The following is a 17241-nucleotide window of genomic DNA, read 5'->3' as shown; positions in this document are numbered from 1 at the left end:
CGCACATCGATGGAACCACCGCGATATCTCATGGTCACACCCTGGATGTTGTCGATGTAAGGAGTTCCACGATGCAATCCAAGTCTTCGCGTTGGCCGTGGCTGCTAGCGGCCCCGGTGGTGGCTGGCGCCGCCTGGTGGCTATTCAGAGGGTCACCCACTGCGCCGGGTGCATTGCCTGCGCCGATCAGCCGGACCGCCAGCGCCGTGGCAGCGGCGGTGACCCCGGCGCCGCCGGCACCGGCGGGGCCGCGGCATCCGGTGCAGCAGCCCTCGGCCGATGCCGCGGACGCCGCGATTCCCGCGCTGGCACAGAGCGATGCAGCTGCGTGGCAGGCCTTGCTGGAGTTGGTGCAGGACGATGGCGCGTTGTCGATCGTGCTGCGCAAGCACCTGATCGAACGCGTGGTGGTGATGATCGACAATCTCACCCAGCCCAGCATCAGCCGTCGCGCCTCGGTGCTGCAGCCGGTGGTGGGCGAGTTTGCGGTGTCCGATGCCGGCGGGAATGTGGTGGTCGATCAGGCCAATGCGGCGCGGTATGCGCCTTACGTGGCAGCGTTCACCCAGGTGGATGCACAGGCACTGGTGCGCAGTTATGTGCGTTTCTATCCGCTGTTCCAGCAGGCCTATGCCGATCTGGGCGCGCCGGACCGCTACTTCAACGACCGCGTGATCGATGTGATCGATCATCTGCTGCGCACACCCGAGCCGACACAGCCGATCAAGGTGCAGCGCGACGAGCGTGGCCGGTACCGTTTTGTCGATCCCGCGCTGGAGTCGCTGTCGGTCGGTCAAAAGGCGTTGCTGCGGCTGGGACCGGTGCAAGCGGCTGCAGTGAAGGCGCAGTTGCAGCGCATCCGGACGGCGTTGCTGCAGGGACGTTGACGCGGCGTGTGGTGAGGAGAAGGCCGCCCGAATGCGGCCTTGCATGCATGGATGCAGCCTCGTGCACCATTCCAGCATGGGAGCAACGCGGGTTGGTCAGCACGCGATGCAACGCGCCCGGCCATCGCTTATGCCGCGTCCAGCTCCGGATAGTGGCGGAAGATGCCCTTGGTATTGAATGCCACGCGCCGTTCGGAAGCGAGATAGGCCGCAATGCGTGGGCGGGCGGCCACCCGCTGTTGCAGGGCTTTCAGGCCTGGCAGCTCGGCTGACAGCGTCTTCATGCGCTTGGGGAACATGTATTCCAGCCCGCTGATCAGCTGGAACAACGACAGATCCACGTAGGAATGCGTGCCCAGCACGTGCGTTCCGCCGGCCTGTTGCAGCACCTGCTCGAAGTAGCCCAGGAACTTGGGCAGGCGGTTGTCGCGCAGATCCTTGGCGCGTTTGGCGGCTTCGGCTTTCTGGTCTTCGTAATACAGGCCGGTGGCGATCGGATGATGGCTGTCGTGCACCTCGGCCACCAGATCGGCGATGGTCAGCTGCAACTGCAATGCGTCGATGCGCTGTGCGTCCGAGTCCGGCACCAGCTGCAGTTGCGGTCCGATGACATGCAGGATGGCCGCGACTTGCGCAACCACTGCGTCACCTATCTTGAGGAAGGGCGGCGCGAATGGCTGAGCGCCGGCGTTGGTGCCTTCCAGAAAGGCATTCATCACTTCATCGCCTTGGACACGCGCCACATCGGTGTAGTCGGCGCCGGCCTCTTCCAGTGCGAGCCGGACGAATTCGCCACGGCCCTGCAGGCCGGTCCAGTAATAGAGCTGATAGTGCATGCGCTGCTCCGCGATTGACGACGCTGCAGCGTAGAAACCGCGCGGCTAGGCGGGCGTGATCGAAGCGTCAGCGGGCTGTGACCCGGTGCCGTCGTGCGGTTGCGCCAGTAACCAGGCCAGCTTGCGCGCGCGCGGTTGCTGCTTGAGCTGCCACTCTGCGCGCGAGGCTGCGGCACGGTCCGCATACGGATGGCTGGCGAGCACTTCAAGCGGCGGATTTGCACGCGTGTAGCGCGCACCGGTCCCACGCTGATGCGCCTGGAAACGCCGCTCCAGATCGTTGGTGATGCCGGTGTAATAGCTGCCGTTGCGACACAGCAGCAGATAGAGGTGCCAGGGCTTGGGTGCATCCATATACCCATTATCGCCATTGGCCTGGCGTCGTGCAGCGATGTTCTTGGCGAGCGCTGGGCACGGGTGGCCGGTACGCGGCGACGCGTGAGTGAATAACCACCTAAACATTGGTTATTTGACGCTCGCGGCCGCTGCAAACAGCATGCGCTACCGCATTGCAGCGCCGCTTCGGCCTGCGCTGCGCCCGGGTCGGCGTGCATGCACAGCGCTCGCCGATTCGCACATCTCCCCCGCGCTGCTGCAAGACAGCCGACGCCACGAAAGGACGTACATGCCTGCGCGACACCGGACCCCTGCAAGGATCCTCGCTGCTTCGAGATGGTTGGCCAGGCCGCAGGTGCTGGCGTGGAGTCTGGCATGGGCATGTGCGCCGGTGCTGGCCGATGAAGTGGGCGAGGCTGCCGCGCCTCCGGAGCGCGGTGCGCAGACCCTGGGCGCGGTCACCGTGACCGCCACGCGCCGGGAAACCACCTTGCAGCAGGTGCCGGTGGCGGTATCGGTGGTGCAGGGCGAGACGCTGGAGCGCGAAAATCGCAACAGCGTGGCCGACCTGCCGGCGCTGGTGCCCAGCCTGACCTTTCGCAGCGGTGCCTCCAACAAGGACACCTCGTTGTTCCTGCGTGGCGTGGGCACCATCTCCACCTCGCCAGGGGTCGAGCCCAGTGTGGCCACGGTGATCGACGGCGTGGTGCTGGGGCGCCCGGGCCAGGCCACGCTGGACCTGCTCGACGTCGAACGCATCGAAGTCCTGCGCGGGCCGCAGGGCACCTTGTTCGGCAAGAACGCCTCGGCCGGCGTGCTCAATATCGTCAGCAAGCCGGCGCCGGAGCTGTTCGGCGGCTCTGTGGACTACTCGCACTTCGCTGGCGGCGACGAAGACCGCGTGCGTGCCAGCGTCGGCGGCACGCTGGTGCCGGAGCTGCTGAAGGCCAGCGTGTCGGCGTTGTGGGCCGCCTACGGCGGCAACGTGCGCAATGTGGCCGACGGCCAGACCGTCAACGGCTACCGCCGCGCCGGCGCGCGGTTGCGGCTGGACCTGAGCCCGAACCCTGACTTGAACGCGACGCTGCTCGCCGACTACCTGCAATCGCACAGCGACGCGCCCAGCGGTGTGGTGGTGGCCAGCACGCGTGCCGATTTCGCCGCGGCGCTGGCACCGGTCGTCGCCAGTGCCGACAACCGGCAGATCAACAGCGATTACCGCACGTATCTGGACGACATCAACAAGGGTGCCTCGCTGCAGCTGGACCAGCAACTCGGCGATGCGCTGCTGACCTCGATCAGCGCGTGGAGGCAATGGGACAACACCCAGTTCCAGGATGGCGACCGCACCGCGCAGCGCAGCGCGGCGTTTCCGTCCTCGCACGACCGTGGCGACCTGGGCTACACGCAGTATTCGCAGGAAGTGCGCATCCAGACCCCGCGCGACCGTGCGCTGGAAGCGGTCGCCGGGCTGTATTACCTGCATGCGCGCAGCGACGAAACCTATCGGCGCACGGTGACGACGCCGACCGCCAGCACTGTGGGTGTGGCCGATTACGCCACCCGCGCGGAAACCTATGCCGTTTTCGGCGAGGCCACCTGGCACTGGCGGCCGGATCTGCGTGCGCTATTGGGTGCGCGCTTTACCCGCGATACGCTCGACTACCGGCACCAGCGCGTGTCCAGTTCCGCAACCGCAGTCACCGGCATCCAGCCGTCCACCGCGAGCCGTGGCAGCACCGCAGAAAACGGCGTGTCCGGCCGCGCCGGCCTGCAATACGACGTCGATGCGCAGACCACCGGCTACCTGACCTATTCGCGCGGCTACAAGGGCCCGGCCTACAACGTGTTCTTCAACATGCAGCCGCGCGATACGCCGCCGCTGAAGCCGGAGACCTCCAATGCCTGGGAGCTGGGCCTGAAGGCGCGTGCCCTGGACGATCGCCTCAGTGCGAACATAGCGTTGTTCCATACCGAATACGCCAACTACCAGGCCAACTTCTTCGACACCGTGGCCGGGCAGGTGGTGACGCGCCTGATCAACGCCGGGCAGGTGCGCACGCAGGGCCTGGAACTGGATCTGGACTACCGGCCCACCGAGCGGCTCAGCCTGGCCGCCTCGCTGGCCTTCACGCAGGCGCGCATCCAGCGGTTTGCCTGCCCCACCGCAGCGGCGGCCAACTGCAATGTCGATGGCCGGCCGTTGCCGTTTTCGCCGGACTGGAAGGGCAATCTGCGTGCTGGTTACCGGGTGCCGTTGCGCGGCAGCCTGGCGCTGGAATTCAACGGCGACGTGAGCTGGCAGGACAGCGTGCAGTACGACCTCAGCCAGACCCCGCAGACCATCCAGGGCCCGTATGCGATCTGGAACGCCAGCATCGCGCTGGCCGACGATGTGCATGGCTGGCGGGTGGCGGTGCTCGGCCGCAATCTGGGCGACCGTTCATACGCCCCATTGCTGGCCAATGCCACCGGCAACGTGTTCCGGCTGGTGCCACGCGACGACCAGCGCTATGTCGGGCTGCAACTGCACAAGGATTTTTGACGATGTCCGTGATGGTTTTTGACGCTGATTCGTGCAGTGCAGGCACCACGCACGGTGGCCTGCGATGAGCGCTGCACGACAGCTCTCGCTCGGGGCGTTCCTGATGGCCACCGGCCATCACGTGGCCGCATGGCGGCACCCGCAGGCCAGTGCCGACCCGCTGGTGTTCGACCATTATCGCCAGATGGTGCGCATCGCCGAAGCCGCCAAGTTCGATGCGGTGTTTCTCGCCGACAGCCTGGCTGCGGCCGGTGGACCGGTGGCGTCGCGGATGGCGCGTTCCAGCCTGTTCGAACCGCTCACGCTGCTGAGCGCGTTGGCGGTGGTGAGCGAGCGCATCGGCCTGATCGCCACCATGACCACCAGCTACAACGAGCCGTACCACGTGGCGCGCAAGTTCGCCTCGCTGGATCATCTGTCCGGTGGGCGTGCCGGCTGGAATCTGGTCACCTCCGATGCCGCCGACGAAGCGTTGAACTTCAACCGCGACGCGCACTACGTGCATGCCGAGCGCTATGCGCGGGCGCGCGAATTCCAGCAGGTGGTCGCGGGGCTGTGGGACAGCTGGGACGACGATGCCTTCATCGCCGACACCGCTGCGGGCGTGCACTACGATCCGGCGCGGCTGCATGTGCTGGATCACCGCGGCGCGCACTTCCAGGTTCGCGGTCCGCTCAACATCGCGCGTGCGCCGCAGGGGCATCCGGTGCTGGTGCAGGCCGGCTCGTCCGAGCCCGGGCGCGCGCTGGCTGCGGAAACCGCCGAGGTGGTGTTCACCGCGCAATCGTCGCTGGCCAAGGCGCAGGCGTTCTATGCCGACATCAAGGGCCGGCTGGAACGGTTCGGGCGCGCACGCGACACATTGAAGGTGATGCCGGGTGTGTTCATCGTGGTGGGGCAGAGCCAGGCCGAGGCGCAGGACAAGTTCGCGCAGTTCCAGGAGCTGGTGGAGCCGGAGGTCGGCATCGCGCTGCTGTCGCGCATGCTGGGCAACTTCGATCTGTCCGGCTATCCGCCCGATGGCCCGTTGCCGGAATTGCCGCTCACCGAAACCGGCCAGCGCAGCCGCCAGCAGTTGTTCACCGAGCTGGCCGGACAGGAGCAACTGAGCATTGCCCAGCTCGGTCGGCGCATCGCAGGCGGGCGCGGGCACTACAGCCTGATCGGCACACCGAAACAGATTGCCGACGAGCTGCAGACCTGGTTCGAAGGCGAGGCTGCGGACGGTTTCAACGTGCTGGTGCCGCACCTGCCCGGCGGCCTGGCCGATGTGGCCACGCATGTGGTGCCCGAGCTGCAGCGGCGTGGACTGTTCCGGCGTGAATATGCAGGGCGCACCCTGCGCGATCATCTGGGGCTGGCACGCCCCGTCAATCGCTTCAGCGCACGCTGACTCACCGGATACCCTGATGACCTATCTCGCACATCCCGATCGTTACGACCGTATCGCCTACCGCCGTGTCGGCCGCAGCGGGCTTGTCCTGCCTGCGCTGTCGCTGGGCCTGTGGCACAACTTCGGCGACAGCACGCCGATCGATACGCAGCGCGCATTGCTGCGGACCGCCTTCGACCTGGGCATCACCCATTTCGATCTGGCCAACAACTACGGCCCGCCGTATGGCAGTGCGGAAATCAACTTTGGCCGCCTGCTGCGTGAAGACTTCAAGCCGTATCGCGATGAATTGATCCTCTCCACCAAGGCCGGCTGGGACATGTGGCCGGGTCCGTACGGGCAGGGCGGCAGTTCGCGCAAATACCTGCTGTCCAGCCTGGATCAGAGCCTGCAGCGGCTGGGCGTGGACTACGTGGATATTTTCTACTCGCACCGCTTCGATGCGGACACGCCGTTGGAAGAGACCGCCGGCGCATTGGCCAGCGCGGTGCAGCAGGGCAAGGCGCTGTATGTGGGCGTGTCGTCGTATTCGGCGGCGCGCACGCGCGAGATCGCCGCGTTGCTGCGCGAGTGGAAGGTGCCGCTGCTGATCCATCAGCCGGCCTACAACCTGTTCAATCGCTGGGCCGAGCATGAGCTGTTCGAGGCGACCGACGAGGTCGGCGCGGGGGTGATCGCATTCACGCCGCTGGCGCAGGGGCTGTTGACCGGCAAGTACCTCAATGGCGTACCCGGCGACGCGCGCGTGAATCGTCCCGGCGGCGAGTCGCTGCGGCCGGAACATCTGTCCGAGGCCAACCTGCAGCGCGCACGCGGGCTGGATGCGATCGCACAGCGGCGTGGGCAGAGTCTGGCGCAGCTGGCGCTGGCCTGGGTGCTGCGCGATGCGCGGGTGAGCTCGGCACTGCTGGGCGCCAGCCGCCCGGAGCAGTTGGTCGAAAACGTCGCGGCCTTGCAGTCGCCCGAGTTCAGTGCGGACGAGTTGGCCGAGATCGATCGCTTTGCGGTCGAAGGTGGCGTCAACCTCTGGGAAAAACCCTCCACCGACTGGCAATGAGGAACGCTCCGATGCGCTACCGCTTTTTGATTGCTGCCTTGCTGTTGTCCGGCATCGCGTGGCTGCAACCCGCATTGGCGGCCGAGCCGGCGCAGCTGCGTATCGGCTATCAGAAAGCGGTATCCAGCCTGGTGCTGGCCAAGCAGCATCGGTTGCTGGAGCAGCGCTTTCCGCGCACCAAAATCAGCTGGGTCGAGTTTCCGGCCGGCCCGCAGCTGCTGGAAGCCTTGAACGTGGGCAGCATCGACCTGGGCGGTGCGGGCGATATTCCGCCGCTGTTCGCGCAGGCCGCCGGTGCCGATCTGCTGTACGTGGGCTGGGTGCCGCCCACGCCCAAGGCCGAGACCATCCTGGTGCCGGCCAGCAGCACGCTGCGGCGCGTGGCCGACCTCAAGGGCAAGCGGGTTGCCTTCCAGAAAGGCTCCAGCGCGCACAACCTGCTGCTGCGGTTGTTGGCCAAGTCCGGCCTGAGCATGCGCGACATCACGCCGTTGTATCTGTCGCCGGCCAACGCACGTGCGGCGTTCGCGGCCGGGCAGGTGGATGCCTGGGCGATCTGGGACCCGTGGTATTCGGCATTGACGCTGGATGGCAGCGCGCGCCTGCTCGCCAACGGCGAAGGGCTGGGATTGACCGGCGGGTTCTTTCTGTCCTCGCGGCGTTACGCCACCGCGTGGGGTCCGTTCGTGCAGCAGGTGATGGGACAGCTCAACCAGGCCGATGGCTTGCTGGAGCGCGACCGCGCCGGCAGCATCCAGGTGCTGGCGCAGGTCAGCGGATTGTCGCCTGCGGTGGTCGAGCGCACGCTGGCGCATCGCCCGCCGGCCAGCGTGCAACCGCTCAGCGCCGAGGTCATCAAGGCGCAACAGGGCACTGCCGATCTGTTCTACGCGCAGCGCCTGTTGCCCAGGCGCGTGCTGGTGGCCCCGGCGGTATGGCGTGCGCCCGCGGTTGCCGCGGTGCAAGCGGCAGGCAAGCAGGCGGCGGGCAGGTGATGCGTGGAAGCAGGAGTACACACGCAAACAGGAGCGCACGCGCAAGCGGGACCGCACGGGCAAGCAAGAGCGCACGCGCAAGCGGGAACGCGTGCCGAGCATCCGTGAGCGGCCATGCGCACGCCGTTGTCTTGCTGCAGCGCCCCACCAGCAAGGCCGCGCGATGAGTCGCCGCTCGCAGCGTTTAGGCAACATGCTGGTGCCCTGGCTAGTGCCGCTGGCCTTGCTGGTGGCCTGGCAGATTGCGGCCTCCGGCGGCTGGTTGCCGCAGCGCATCCTGCCCGCGCCGGATGCGGTATTGCGTGCCGCAGTGACGTTGGTACAAACCGGCGAGTTGTGGCAACACCTGGCGATCAGCAGCTGGCGCGCGGCGGTGGGCCTGGCCATCGGCGGCAGCATCGGATTTGCGCTGGGCCTACTCACCGGCGTGTCGCGCGTGGCCGAACGCCTGCTCGACAGCACCTTGCAGATGCTGCGCAACGTGCCGCATCTGGCGCTGATCCCGCTGGTGATCCTGTGGTTCGGGATCGACGAGGGCGCCAAGCTGTTCCTGGTGGCGCTGGGCACCTTCTTCCCGATCTATCTCAATACCTATCACGGCATCCGCAGCGTGGACCCGGCCTTGATCGAGATGGCGCGCAATTACGGCTTGCGCGGCCCGCAGCTGTTTGTCGATGTGTTGTTGCCCGGCGCGTTGCCGTCGATTCTGGTCGGGCTGCGCTTTGCGTTGGGCCTGATGTGGCTGACCCTGATCGTGGCCGAAACCATTTCCGCCAGTTCCGGCATCGGCTATCTGGCGACCAACGCGCGCGAGTTTCTGCAGACCGACATCGTGGTGGTGGCCATCGTGCTGTACGCGCTGCTCGGCAAGCTGGCCGATCTGGCCGCACGCGGCCTGGAAGCCTGGTGGCTGGGCTGGCATCCGGCGCAGCAACAGCGTGCGGCGTTGCGCCGATGAGCGCGACCGACCCTGGCCTGCCGCTGAGCCTGCGCGGTGTCGGCAAGCATTACGGAGACAGCGAGGTCTTGCGCGGCATCGACCTGGAGATCGCACCCGGCGCCAGCGTGGCGGTGGTCGGGCGCAGCGGCTGCGGCAAGAGCACCTTGCTGCGCGTGATCGCCGGGCTGGAGGCGGCCGATACCGGCGCGGTCGACAGCGGTCATGCAGCGCTGGCAGCGCAGCGCGATGCGGTGCGGCTGATGTTTCAGGACGCGCGGCTGCTGCCGTGGAAGCGCGTGATCGACAACGTGGCGCTGGGTCTGGGGCGTGCCGGGCGCGCGCAGGCACAGGCGGCGCTGCACGCGGTGGGGCTGGGCACACGCGGCGGCGACTGGCCGGCGACGTTGTCGGGTGGTCAACGCCAGCGCGTGGCGCTGGCGCGCGCACTGGTGCATCGGCCGCGGCTGCTGTTGCTGGACGAACCGCTGGGCGCACTGGATGCGTTGACGCGCATCGAGATGCAGCAGCTGATCGTGCAGTTATGGCGGCAGTTCGGTTTCACCCTGGTGCTGGTCACCCACGATGTGGCCGAGGCGAGCGCGCTGGCCGATCGCATCGTGCTGATCGAGCACGGCCAGGTCGGCCTGGACCTGCCGGTGCCGGTGCCGCATCCGCGTGCCCCCGGCGCGCCGGCCCTGGCGGCAATCCAGGCGCAGGTGCTGTCGCGTCTGCTGGGGGCGTCGCTAGTGGCGACGCCAGAGGCGGCGGAGAATCTTGCTGCGGAGTAGGGCGTTGGGGGCGCCTGCCTCGCTGCCGCTGCGGCGGATCGTCTAACGATTTGTCCGCCGGCCTGGGTCGGCCAAGCCCAACGGGCGAGCCCATATCGCGTAGCCCATATGCCACCGTGTGAGCCGGTCCTGCTGCCCCGCATCGGCGCTGCCGTACTCGCCAAACCTTGAAACCCCGCACAGCAACCGCATCTGCACGGTATTGCCGGCGTCGCCGGCCACCAGTTCAGAGGATTCTTCCCATGCGGATGGACAAGCTCACCTCGCGGTTCCAGCAGGCGCTGGCCGATGCACAGTCGCTGGCCGTGGGCCGTGACCACAACATCATCGAGCCGGTGCACGTGCTCGCCGCATTGCTGGACCAGAGTGGCGGCAGCACGCGTCCGCTGCTGTCGCAGGCCGGCGTCAACGTGCCGCTGCTGCGCGAGCGGCTGGGCGAGGCGCTGGACACGCTGCCCAAGGTCTCCGGGCAGGAAGGCAACCTATCGATCGGCAACGATCTCAACCGCCTGCTCAACCAGACCGACAAACTGGCCCAGCAACATGGCGATGCCTTCATCGCCAGCGAGTGGTTCGTGCTGGCCGCCGCCGACGATGCCAGCCCGCTGGGCGTGGCCCTGCGCGCGGCCGGCGGCGACAAGAAGAAGATCGAAGCCGCCATCGACAAGCTGCGCGGCGGCGAGACCGTGCAATCGGAAAACGCCGAGGAACAACGCCAGGCGCTGGAAAAATACACCATCGACCTGACTGCGCGTGCGGAGAGCGGCAAGCTCGATCCGGTGATCGGCCGCGACGAAGAGATCCGCCGCACCATCCAGGTGTTGCAGCGGCGCACCAAGAACAACCCGGTGCTGATCGGCGAACCCGGCGTGGGCAAGACCGCCATTGTCGAAGGCCTGGCGCAACGCATCATCAATGGCGAAGTGCCCGAAGGCCTGCGCGGCAAGCGCGTGCTGTCGCTGGACATGGGCGCGCTGATCGCCGGTGCCAAGTTCCGCGGCGAGTTCGAAGAACGGCTAAAGGCGGTGCTCAGCGACCTGTCCAAGAACGAAGGCCAGATCATCCTGTTCATCGACGAGCTGCACACCATGGTCGGCGCCGGCAAGGCCGATGGCGCGATGGACGCCGGCAACATGCTCAAGCCGGCGCTGGCACGCGGCGAGTTGCATTGCATCGGCGCCACGACCCTGGACGAATACCGCAAGTACATCGAAAAGGACGCGGCGCTGGAGCGGCGTTTCCAGAAGGTATTCGTGGGCGAACCGACGGTGGAAGACACCATCGCCATCCTGCGTGGCTTGAAGGAACGCTACGCGGTGCATCACGGCGTGGAGATCACCGACCCGGCGATCGTTGCCGCCGCCACCTTGTCCAACCGCTACATCACCGACCGCCAGCTGCCGGACAAGGCGATCGACCTGATGGACGAGGCGGCATCGCGCATCCGCATGGAGATCGACTCCAAGCCGGAGGAACTCGATCGCCTGGAGCGCCGCCTGATCCAGCTCAAGATCCAGCGCGAGATGCTGAAGAAGGAAAAGGACGACGCCTCGCGTCAGCGCCTGGCCGATCTGGAAACCGACATCGACAAGCTCGAGCGCGAGTTCTACGACCTCAACGAGTTGTGGACGTCGGAAAAGGCCGCGCTGCAGGGCACCACCAAGGTCAAGGAGCAGATCGAGCACGCCAAGCTGGAGCTGGAAGCCGCGCAACGGCGCCAGGACTACGCCAAGATGAGCGAGATCCAGTACGGCGTGCTGCCGCAGCTGGAAAAGCAGATGGCGCTGGCCAACGAGGTCGAACATCACGACTTCAAGCTGGTGCAGGACCGTGTGACCGCCGAGGAAATCGCCGAAGTGGTGTCGCGCTGGACCGGTATCCCGGTCAACAAGATGCTCGAGGGCGAACGCGACAAGCTGCTGCGCATGGAAGACGAGCTGCACCAGCGCGTGGTCGGCCAGCACGAGGCGATCAAGGTCGTTTCCGACGCGGTGCGGCGCTCGCGCGCCGGCCTGTCCGACCCCAATCGTCCGAGCGGCTCGTTCCTGTTCCTGGGCCCGACCGGCGTGGGCAAGACCGAGTTGTGCAAGGCGCTGGCGGACTTCCTGTTCGACAGTACCGAGGCGATGATCCGCATCGACATGAGCGAGTTCATGGAGAAGCACTCGGTCTCGCGGTTGATCGGTGCGCCTCCGGGCTATGTGGGCTATGAGGAGGGCGGCTATCTCACCGAGGCGGTGCGTCGGCGCCCGTATTCGCTGATCCTGCTGGACGAGGTGGAAAAGGCGCATGCCGATGTCTTCAACATCCTGCTGCAGGTGCTCGACGACGGCCGCCTGACCGATGGCCAGGGCCGCACCGTGGACTTCCGCAACACCGTCATCGTGATGACCTCCAACCTGGGCTCGCATCAGATCCAGGAGCTGTCCGGCGACGGCAGCGCCGAGGCCTATACGCAGATGAAGGCGGCGGTGATGGGCGTGGTGCAGGCGCATTTCCGCCCGGAGTTCATCAACCGGCTCGACGACATCGTGGTGTTCCATCCGCTGGACAAGGCGCAGATCAAGTCGATCGCGCGCATCCAGTTGCACGGGCTGGAAAAACGCCTGTCCGAGCGCGGCCTCAAGCTGGATCTGGACTATGCCGCGCTGGAATTGCTCGGCAATGTCGGTTTCGATCCGGTGTATGGCGCGCGCCCGCTCAAGCGGGCGATCCAGTCGCAGGTGGAAAACCCGCTGGCCCAGCAGATCCTGTCCGGGCATTACATCAGCGGCGATACGGTGCGTGTGCGTGCCGAGGGTGGGCGGCTGGTGTTTGGCAAGGGCTGAGACGCGGCGCGGCGTGTGCGCCGCATCGCTGGCAGTGGTTGAAGCAAGCAACGGGCACTGCGCAGGCAGTGCCCGTTTGCATGAGGGGGATGGCGCATGCGGCGCATCGTTTGCGCTCACAACGCGGCGGCATAAGGTCATCACTGCTGGTTTGCAGACACGCGTGCAGGGCCGGCTATGGTCGGCACTCCTGTCCGAGCGAGCCGCGCCATGACCGATCCGCAGTGGAAGCCCGAAACCATCGCCGTGCACGGCGGCTATCAGCCCGATCCCACCACGCGGGCGGTGGCGGTGCCGATCTACCAGACCGTCGCCTACGCCTTTGACGATACCCAGCACGGTGCGGACCTGTTCGACCTCAAGGTGCAGGGCAATATCTACAGCCGCATCATGAACCCGACCAACGCCGTGCTGGAGCAGCGCGTGGCTGCGCTGGAAGGCGGCATCGGTGCGCTGGCGCTGGCCTCCGGGCAGGCCGCGGTGACCTATGCGATCCAGACCATCGCCGAGGCCGGCGACAATATCGTCTCCTCCAGTGCTTTATATGGCGGCACCTACAATCTGTTCGCGCATACCTTGCCGCAGTTCGGCATCGGCACGCGCTTTGCCGATTATCGCGATCCGCAGGCGTTTGCCGGCTTGATCGATGCGCGTACCAAAGCAGTGTTCGTGGAGTCGATCGGCAATCCGCGCGGCAACATCACCGATATCGAGGCCGTGGCCGCGGTGGCGCATGCGCACGGCGTGCCGCTGATCGTGGACAACACCGTGGCCACGCCGTCGCTGCTGCGGCCGATCGACTTCGGCGCCGACATCGTGGTGCATTCGCTGACCAAGTACCTGGGCGGCCATGGCAACAGCATCGGCGGGGCGATCGTGGACAGCGGGCGCTTTCCGTGGGCCGCACACAGGCAGCGGTTTCCACGCCTCAACGAGCCGGACGTGAGCTATCACGGCGTGGTGTACACCGAAGCGCTGGGCGAAGCGGCCTACATCGGCCGTGCGCGCGTGGTGCCGCTGCGCAATACCGGCGCGGCGCTGTCGCCGTTCAATGCGTTCCTGATCCTGCAAGGCATCGAAACGCTGCCGCTGCGGATGGAGCGCATCAATGCCAACACGCTGGCGATTGCGAGGTATCTGCAACAGCACGCGCGGGTTGCCTGGGCCAATTACGCCGCGCTGCCGGAGCATCCGGAGCATGCGTTGGCGCAGAAGTATCTGGGCGGGCATGGTTCGGGCGTGCTGACCTTCGGCCTGCCCGGCGGGCGCGCGGCAGGCGCGCGTTTTCTGGATGCGCTGCAGTTGTTCACGCGGCTGGTGAACATCGGCGATGCGAAGTCGCTGGCAACGCATCCGGCATCGACCACGCACCGTCAGCTGGGACCGGCCGAACTGGAACATGCCGGGGTCAGCGAAGACACGGTGCGGCTGTCGATCGGCATCGAGCATATCGACGACCTGCTGGCGGATCTGGAGCAGGCGCTGCAGGGGGCGTGAGGTTTTAGAGCCCCTTTCTGGTTGGAATAGGCGAAGGGGGCGAGCTGGCCTCTCTCCAACGTGGCGCCAAGGCGAAGCTTGCGTGCCACCGGCGCGTGACGTGGTGCCCCCGCGCTGGCAGGGCGGGCCGTGGCGCGGAGTGGGGCTTGGGGTGAGGGTACGGCGAAGCACACTGCCTGTCGGTACTAGCTTCGGTCAGGGCGTCAGCGCGGCCGGGGATCGGCTTTTCGGCTCGGCAGAGATCCTGTCTGACTCGCCGTCGCGGCACATCCGTGTGCCGCTCTCCGCCGATCCCCGGCCACGCTGCCGTCTCGGCACGTCACTTCCATGACCCGGAAATCTTGAACACGCCAATGAAGTTCGGCTCGAAGTCCCTCTCCCTTCGGGGCGAGGAGGCAAAGCTGGCGCGCCATGGGCGCGCGTGCCTTGGAGCGCCCGCGCCGCAAGCGCGGGCCGGGGCGCAGAGCGGGAGTTGGGGTGAGCGTACGGCGGGGGCGACGCCCACTCACATGTGCTAGGTCGAGCTCAGCGCTGCCATTTGGCTAAAACTTGCATGCACTGTCCCCAAGCATGGCATGAGGCTTCGCTCCGTACCCTCATCCGCCCCTTCGGGGCACCTTCTCCCGGTGGGAGAAGGGAGTAGGGATTCACCATCCAGGCGTGTGGCGCTGCGCTTGGCCGGTTGCCGGAGACCGCCGAGGCGCCGCCGGACAATCCTGCTACCATGCGCGCCCCTGAGGTGACTGCCGGAGTTGCGGTGGTTTAAACGGGAATCCGGTGCGCGGATCGCCTTGGCGAGCTGCAATGCCGGAGCTGCCCCCGCAACGGTGGGCGAGGTCAGATGCCGCAACACGCCACTGTGCAGTCGCATGGGAAGGCGCGGCATCGGAGGCGCAGGCTTCCACTCGCGAGCCCGGAGACCGGCCTGAGGGATTGAACCGGCACGCGGTGGGCGTGGCCTTGATCGTCTGGCGCTGCGGCGTTGGACGCCTGGCCCGTTGCTGCCTGCCGCCCCCATTGCCCCCGCGCGGGTAGGCGCGGTTCCAGGAGCAGCAGTCGATGTCCCTTTCTTCCGTTTTGCCGCGTCGTGCGGTGCTGGCCGTGGGGCTGTCGCTGTGCGTGGCCACCCTGGCCCATGCCGAGGCCGCCATCGATCTCGACCAGGTCGTGGTCACTGCCTCGCGTACTGCGCAGACCCAGGACCAGACGCTGGCGCCGGTCACCGTGATCGGCCGCGCGCAGATCGAGCGTCGCCAGGTGAATTCGCTGCAGGACCTGCTGCGTGGCGAAGCCGGGGTGGCGCTGGCCAACAACGGCGGCCCGGGCAAGCCGACCTCGCTGTTCCTGCGCGGCACCGAATCCGACCAGGTGGTGGTGCTGATCGATGGCGTGCGCATCGGCTCGGCCACCTCGGGCGGCGCGGCGTTGCAGGACCTGCCGATCGAGCAGATCGAGCGCATCGAAATCGTGCGTGGCCCGTTCTCCAGCCTGTACGGTTCCGAGGCGCTGGGCGGGGTGATCCAGATCTTTACCCGGCGCCCGCAAGGCCGCGTCGTGCCCACCTTCAGCGTAGCGGCCGGCAGCGACAATGCGCGCCGCTATAGCGCGGGCCTGGCCGGGCGCAGTGAAGGCGATCTGAGCGAAAGCGGTGGCTGGTATTCGGCCAATGCGGTGCATGACGAAACCGATGGCATCAACGCGTATCTGGACACCAGTTCCAGCGACTACGACGCGGATCGCGATGGCTACCGCAACGATTCGCTGAGCGTGCAGGGCGGCTGGCGCTTCAATCGCCAGTGGGACGCCGACGTGCATGCCTTGCGCGCGCAAAGCCGCAACGAATACGACGGCTCGGCCTTCGGCGGCAACCTGTCCAAGGGCGTGCAGCAGGCGGTCGGTGGCCGTGTGCGTTACGCACCCACCGATGCGCTCAAGCTCACTGCCAGCGTCGGCAGCAGTTCCGACTTCAGCGATGCGTATTACGACGGTGCGTATCTGTCCACCTACGACACCCGCCGCAAGCAGGGCGCGTTGCAGGCCGATATCGCTGCCGGCGCGGGCCTGTTCACGGTCGGCTTCGACTGGCAGCGCGACGCCATCACCAGCAGCGACAATTACGATGCCGACAGCCGCATCGACCGCGCCGCATTCGCGCAGTGGCAGCAGAGCTTCGGTGCGCAGTCGTTGCAGGCCAGCCTGCGTCGCAACGACAACAGCCAGTTCGGCGGCAAGACCACCGGCAGCCTGCTGTGGGGCTGGGATGTTGCCGAGCATCTGCGCCTGACCGCCAGCTACGGCACCGCGTTCAAGGCGCCGACCTTCAACGAGTTGTATTACCCCGACTTCGGCAACCCGTTGCTGGGGCCGGAAACCTCCAGCAGCGCCGAGCTTGGCCTGCGCGGCAGCTACGGCTGGGGCACCTGGACGCTGAGCGCGTTCCAGACCCGCATCGACGATCTGATTGCCTACGACGCGTCGTTGGTGGATGCGGCGCATCCGTTCGGGCAGCCGAACAATATCGATCAGGCGCGCATCCGCGGCGTGGAAGCCGGCTACGCCACCGAGCTGGCCGGCTGGACCGTGCGCAGCGCCTTGACCTGGCTGCAGCCGCAGGCCGATGGCGAGGTCAACAACGGCAACTGGTTGCCGCGGCGTGCGCGGCAGAGCGGGCGCATCGATGCGGACCGCAACTTCGGTGCATTCGGCGTCGGCGCGAGCCTGTTCGGGTCCGGCAAGCGCTTCGACGATCTGGCCAACACCGAGCGCCTGGCCGGTTACGGGTTGCTGGATCTGCGCGTGAGCTATGCAGTGACTGCGAATTGGAAGGTGGCGCTCACCGCCAACAACGTGTTCGATCGCCAGTACGAAACCGCACGTTGGTATGCGCAGCCGGGGCGCAATTATCTGCTGACATTGCGTTATCAGGCCGCGCAGTAAGCGCGGCCGGTGGCCGGGCGCGGCGTTGTACGATGCTGCGACTGCGCCAGCTCGACGGCGGCGCGCATGCGGTGCTGCGTCATGTGGGCGCGCATGCGGGTCTGGAAGACGCGTTCGACTGGCGCTCGCGCAGTGGTCACCCGATAGCCGCCGCGTGCTGCGCGATGCGCCATCTCTCCCTGGACGACCACCGAAGCGGAGG

12 protein-coding genes and 1 riboswitch are annotated in these 17241 nt (G+C 66.8%); of the genes, 10 read left to right on the top strand and 2 right to left on the bottom strand.

What is annotated here, in order from left to right:
• The first annotated feature begins 71 nt into the window (after positions 1 to 71).
• Positions 72 to 887: a DUF3014 domain-containing protein gene (locus XarjCFBP7645_RS02380; protein WP_104536096.1), complete on the top strand. Its 816-nt coding sequence runs from the start codon at positions 72 to 74 to the stop codon at positions 885 to 887.
• Between the two features lie 128 nt (positions 888 to 1015).
• Here the strand turns inward: XarjCFBP7645_RS02380 and XarjCFBP7645_RS02375 are convergent, their stop codons facing one another.
• Positions 1016 to 1723: a glutathione S-transferase gene (locus XarjCFBP7645_RS02375; protein WP_104536095.1), complete on the bottom strand. Its 708-nt coding sequence runs from the start codon at positions 1721 to 1723 to the stop codon at positions 1016 to 1018.
• Between the two features lie 45 nt (positions 1724 to 1768).
• On the bottom strand, positions 1769 to 2077 hold the full coding sequence (locus XarjCFBP7645_RS02370) for a GIY-YIG nuclease family protein (protein WP_104536094.1): 309 nt from the start codon (positions 2075 to 2077) through the stop codon (positions 1769 to 1771).
• A 271-nt stretch (positions 2078 to 2348) separates the two neighbouring features.
• Here XarjCFBP7645_RS02370 and XarjCFBP7645_RS02365 point away from each other — a divergent pair, with 271 nt between their 5' ends.
• From XarjCFBP7645_RS02365 to btuB, 9 genes are all read left to right on the top strand, one after another.
• A complete protein-coding gene (locus XarjCFBP7645_RS02365) occupies positions 2349 to 4604 on the top strand; it encodes a TonB-dependent receptor (protein WP_258079490.1) in 2256 nt (751 codons plus the stop codon).
• Between the two features lie 64 nt (positions 4605 to 4668).
• Positions 4669 to 5997 carry an LLM class flavin-dependent oxidoreductase gene (locus tag XarjCFBP7645_RS02360; protein ID WP_104536093.1) on the top strand — a complete coding sequence of 443 codons (1329 nt, stop codon included), beginning with the start codon at positions 4669 to 4671 and terminating at the stop codon, positions 5995 to 5997.
• Positions 5998 to 6013: 16 nt separating this feature from the next.
• A complete protein-coding gene (gene mgrA / locus XarjCFBP7645_RS02355) occupies positions 6014 to 7054 on the top strand; it encodes an L-glyceraldehyde 3-phosphate reductase (protein ID WP_047127064.1) in 1041 nt (346 codons plus the stop codon).
• Positions 7055 to 7065: 11 nt separating this feature from the next.
• Positions 7066 to 8049: an aliphatic sulfonate ABC transporter substrate-binding protein gene (locus XarjCFBP7645_RS02350; RefSeq protein WP_104536092.1), complete on the top strand. Its 984-nt coding sequence runs from the start codon at positions 7066 to 7068 to the stop codon at positions 8047 to 8049.
• Between the two features lie 163 nt (positions 8050 to 8212).
• The gene (ssuC, locus tag XarjCFBP7645_RS02345; RefSeq protein ID WP_104536091.1) at positions 8213 to 9007 is read left to right on the top strand and encodes an aliphatic sulfonate ABC transporter permease SsuC; all 795 of its coding nucleotides are present in this window, start codon (positions 8213 to 8215) and stop codon (positions 9005 to 9007) included.
• Positions 9004 to 9777, top strand: a complete 774-nt coding sequence (locus XarjCFBP7645_RS02340; RefSeq protein ID WP_104536090.1) for an ATP-binding cassette domain-containing protein — start codon at positions 9004 to 9006, stop codon at positions 9775 to 9777. The genes ssuC and XarjCFBP7645_RS02340 overlap by 4 nt, the downstream gene beginning before the upstream one ends.
• Positions 9778 to 10019: 242 nt before the next feature.
• Positions 10020 to 12605 (top strand): ATP-dependent chaperone ClpB, encoded by a 2586-nt coding sequence (gene clpB, locus XarjCFBP7645_RS02335; RefSeq protein WP_104536089.1) that lies wholly within the window; start codon positions 10020 to 10022, stop codon positions 12603 to 12605.
• Positions 12606 to 12815: 210 nt separating this feature from the next.
• Entirely contained in the window at positions 12816 to 14102 is a 1287-nt protein-coding gene (locus XarjCFBP7645_RS02330) for an O-acetylhomoserine aminocarboxypropyltransferase/cysteine synthase family protein (RefSeq protein WP_104536088.1), read from the top strand.
• Between the two features lie 720 nt (positions 14103 to 14822).
• A riboswitch (cobalamin riboswitch) is annotated at positions 14823 to 15045 on the top strand.
• A gap of 116 nt (positions 15046 to 15161) precedes the next feature.
• Positions 15162 to 17039: a TonB-dependent vitamin B12 receptor gene (btuB, locus tag XarjCFBP7645_RS02320; protein WP_104536086.1), complete on the top strand. Its 1878-nt coding sequence runs from the start codon at positions 15162 to 15164 to the stop codon at positions 17037 to 17039.
• Positions 17040 to 17241: the final 202 nt, after the last annotated feature.

This window comes from Xanthomonas arboricola (assembly GCF_002940665.1).
GTDB lineage: Bacteria > Pseudomonadota > Gammaproteobacteria > Xanthomonadales > Xanthomonadaceae > Xanthomonas > Xanthomonas arboricola_B.
The sequence above is the reverse complement of the archived record's forward strand: the minus strand, read 5'-3'. Positions and strand labels throughout refer to the sequence as shown.

Excerpts from the sequence above, each read along its gene's own strand:
- XarjCFBP7645_RS02380 (WP_104536096.1), top strand. The coding sequence starts at position 72 with ATGCAATCCAAGTCTTCGCGTTGGCCGTGGCTGCTAGCGGCCCCGGTG.
- XarjCFBP7645_RS02375 (WP_104536095.1), bottom strand. The coding sequence starts at position 1,723 with ATGCACTATCAGCTCTATTACTGGACCGGCCTGCAGGGCCGTGGCGAA.
- XarjCFBP7645_RS02370 (WP_104536094.1), bottom strand. The coding sequence starts at position 2,077 with ATGGATGCACCCAAGCCCTGGCACCTCTATCTGCTGCTGTGTCGCAAC.
- XarjCFBP7645_RS02365 (WP_258079490.1), top strand. The coding sequence starts at position 2,349 with ATGCCTGCGCGACACCGGACCCCTGCAAGGATCCTCGCTGCTTCGAGA.
- XarjCFBP7645_RS02360 (WP_104536093.1), top strand. The coding sequence starts at position 4,669 with ATGAGCGCTGCACGACAGCTCTCGCTCGGGGCGTTCCTGATGGCCACC.
- mgrA (WP_047127064.1), top strand. The coding sequence starts at position 6,014 with ATGACCTATCTCGCACATCCCGATCGTTACGACCGTATCGCCTACCGC.
- XarjCFBP7645_RS02350 (WP_104536092.1), top strand. The coding sequence starts at position 7,066 with ATGCGCTACCGCTTTTTGATTGCTGCCTTGCTGTTGTCCGGCATCGCG.
- ssuC (WP_104536091.1), top strand. The coding sequence starts at position 8,213 with ATGAGTCGCCGCTCGCAGCGTTTAGGCAACATGCTGGTGCCCTGGCTA.
- XarjCFBP7645_RS02340 (WP_104536090.1), top strand. The coding sequence starts at position 9,004 with ATGAGCGCGACCGACCCTGGCCTGCCGCTGAGCCTGCGCGGTGTCGGC.
- clpB (WP_104536089.1), top strand. The coding sequence starts at position 10,020 with ATGCGGATGGACAAGCTCACCTCGCGGTTCCAGCAGGCGCTGGCCGAT.
- XarjCFBP7645_RS02330 (WP_104536088.1), top strand. The coding sequence starts at position 12,816 with ATGACCGATCCGCAGTGGAAGCCCGAAACCATCGCCGTGCACGGCGGC.
- btuB (WP_104536086.1), top strand. The coding sequence starts at position 15,162 with ATGTCCCTTTCTTCCGTTTTGCCGCGTCGTGCGGTGCTGGCCGTGGGG.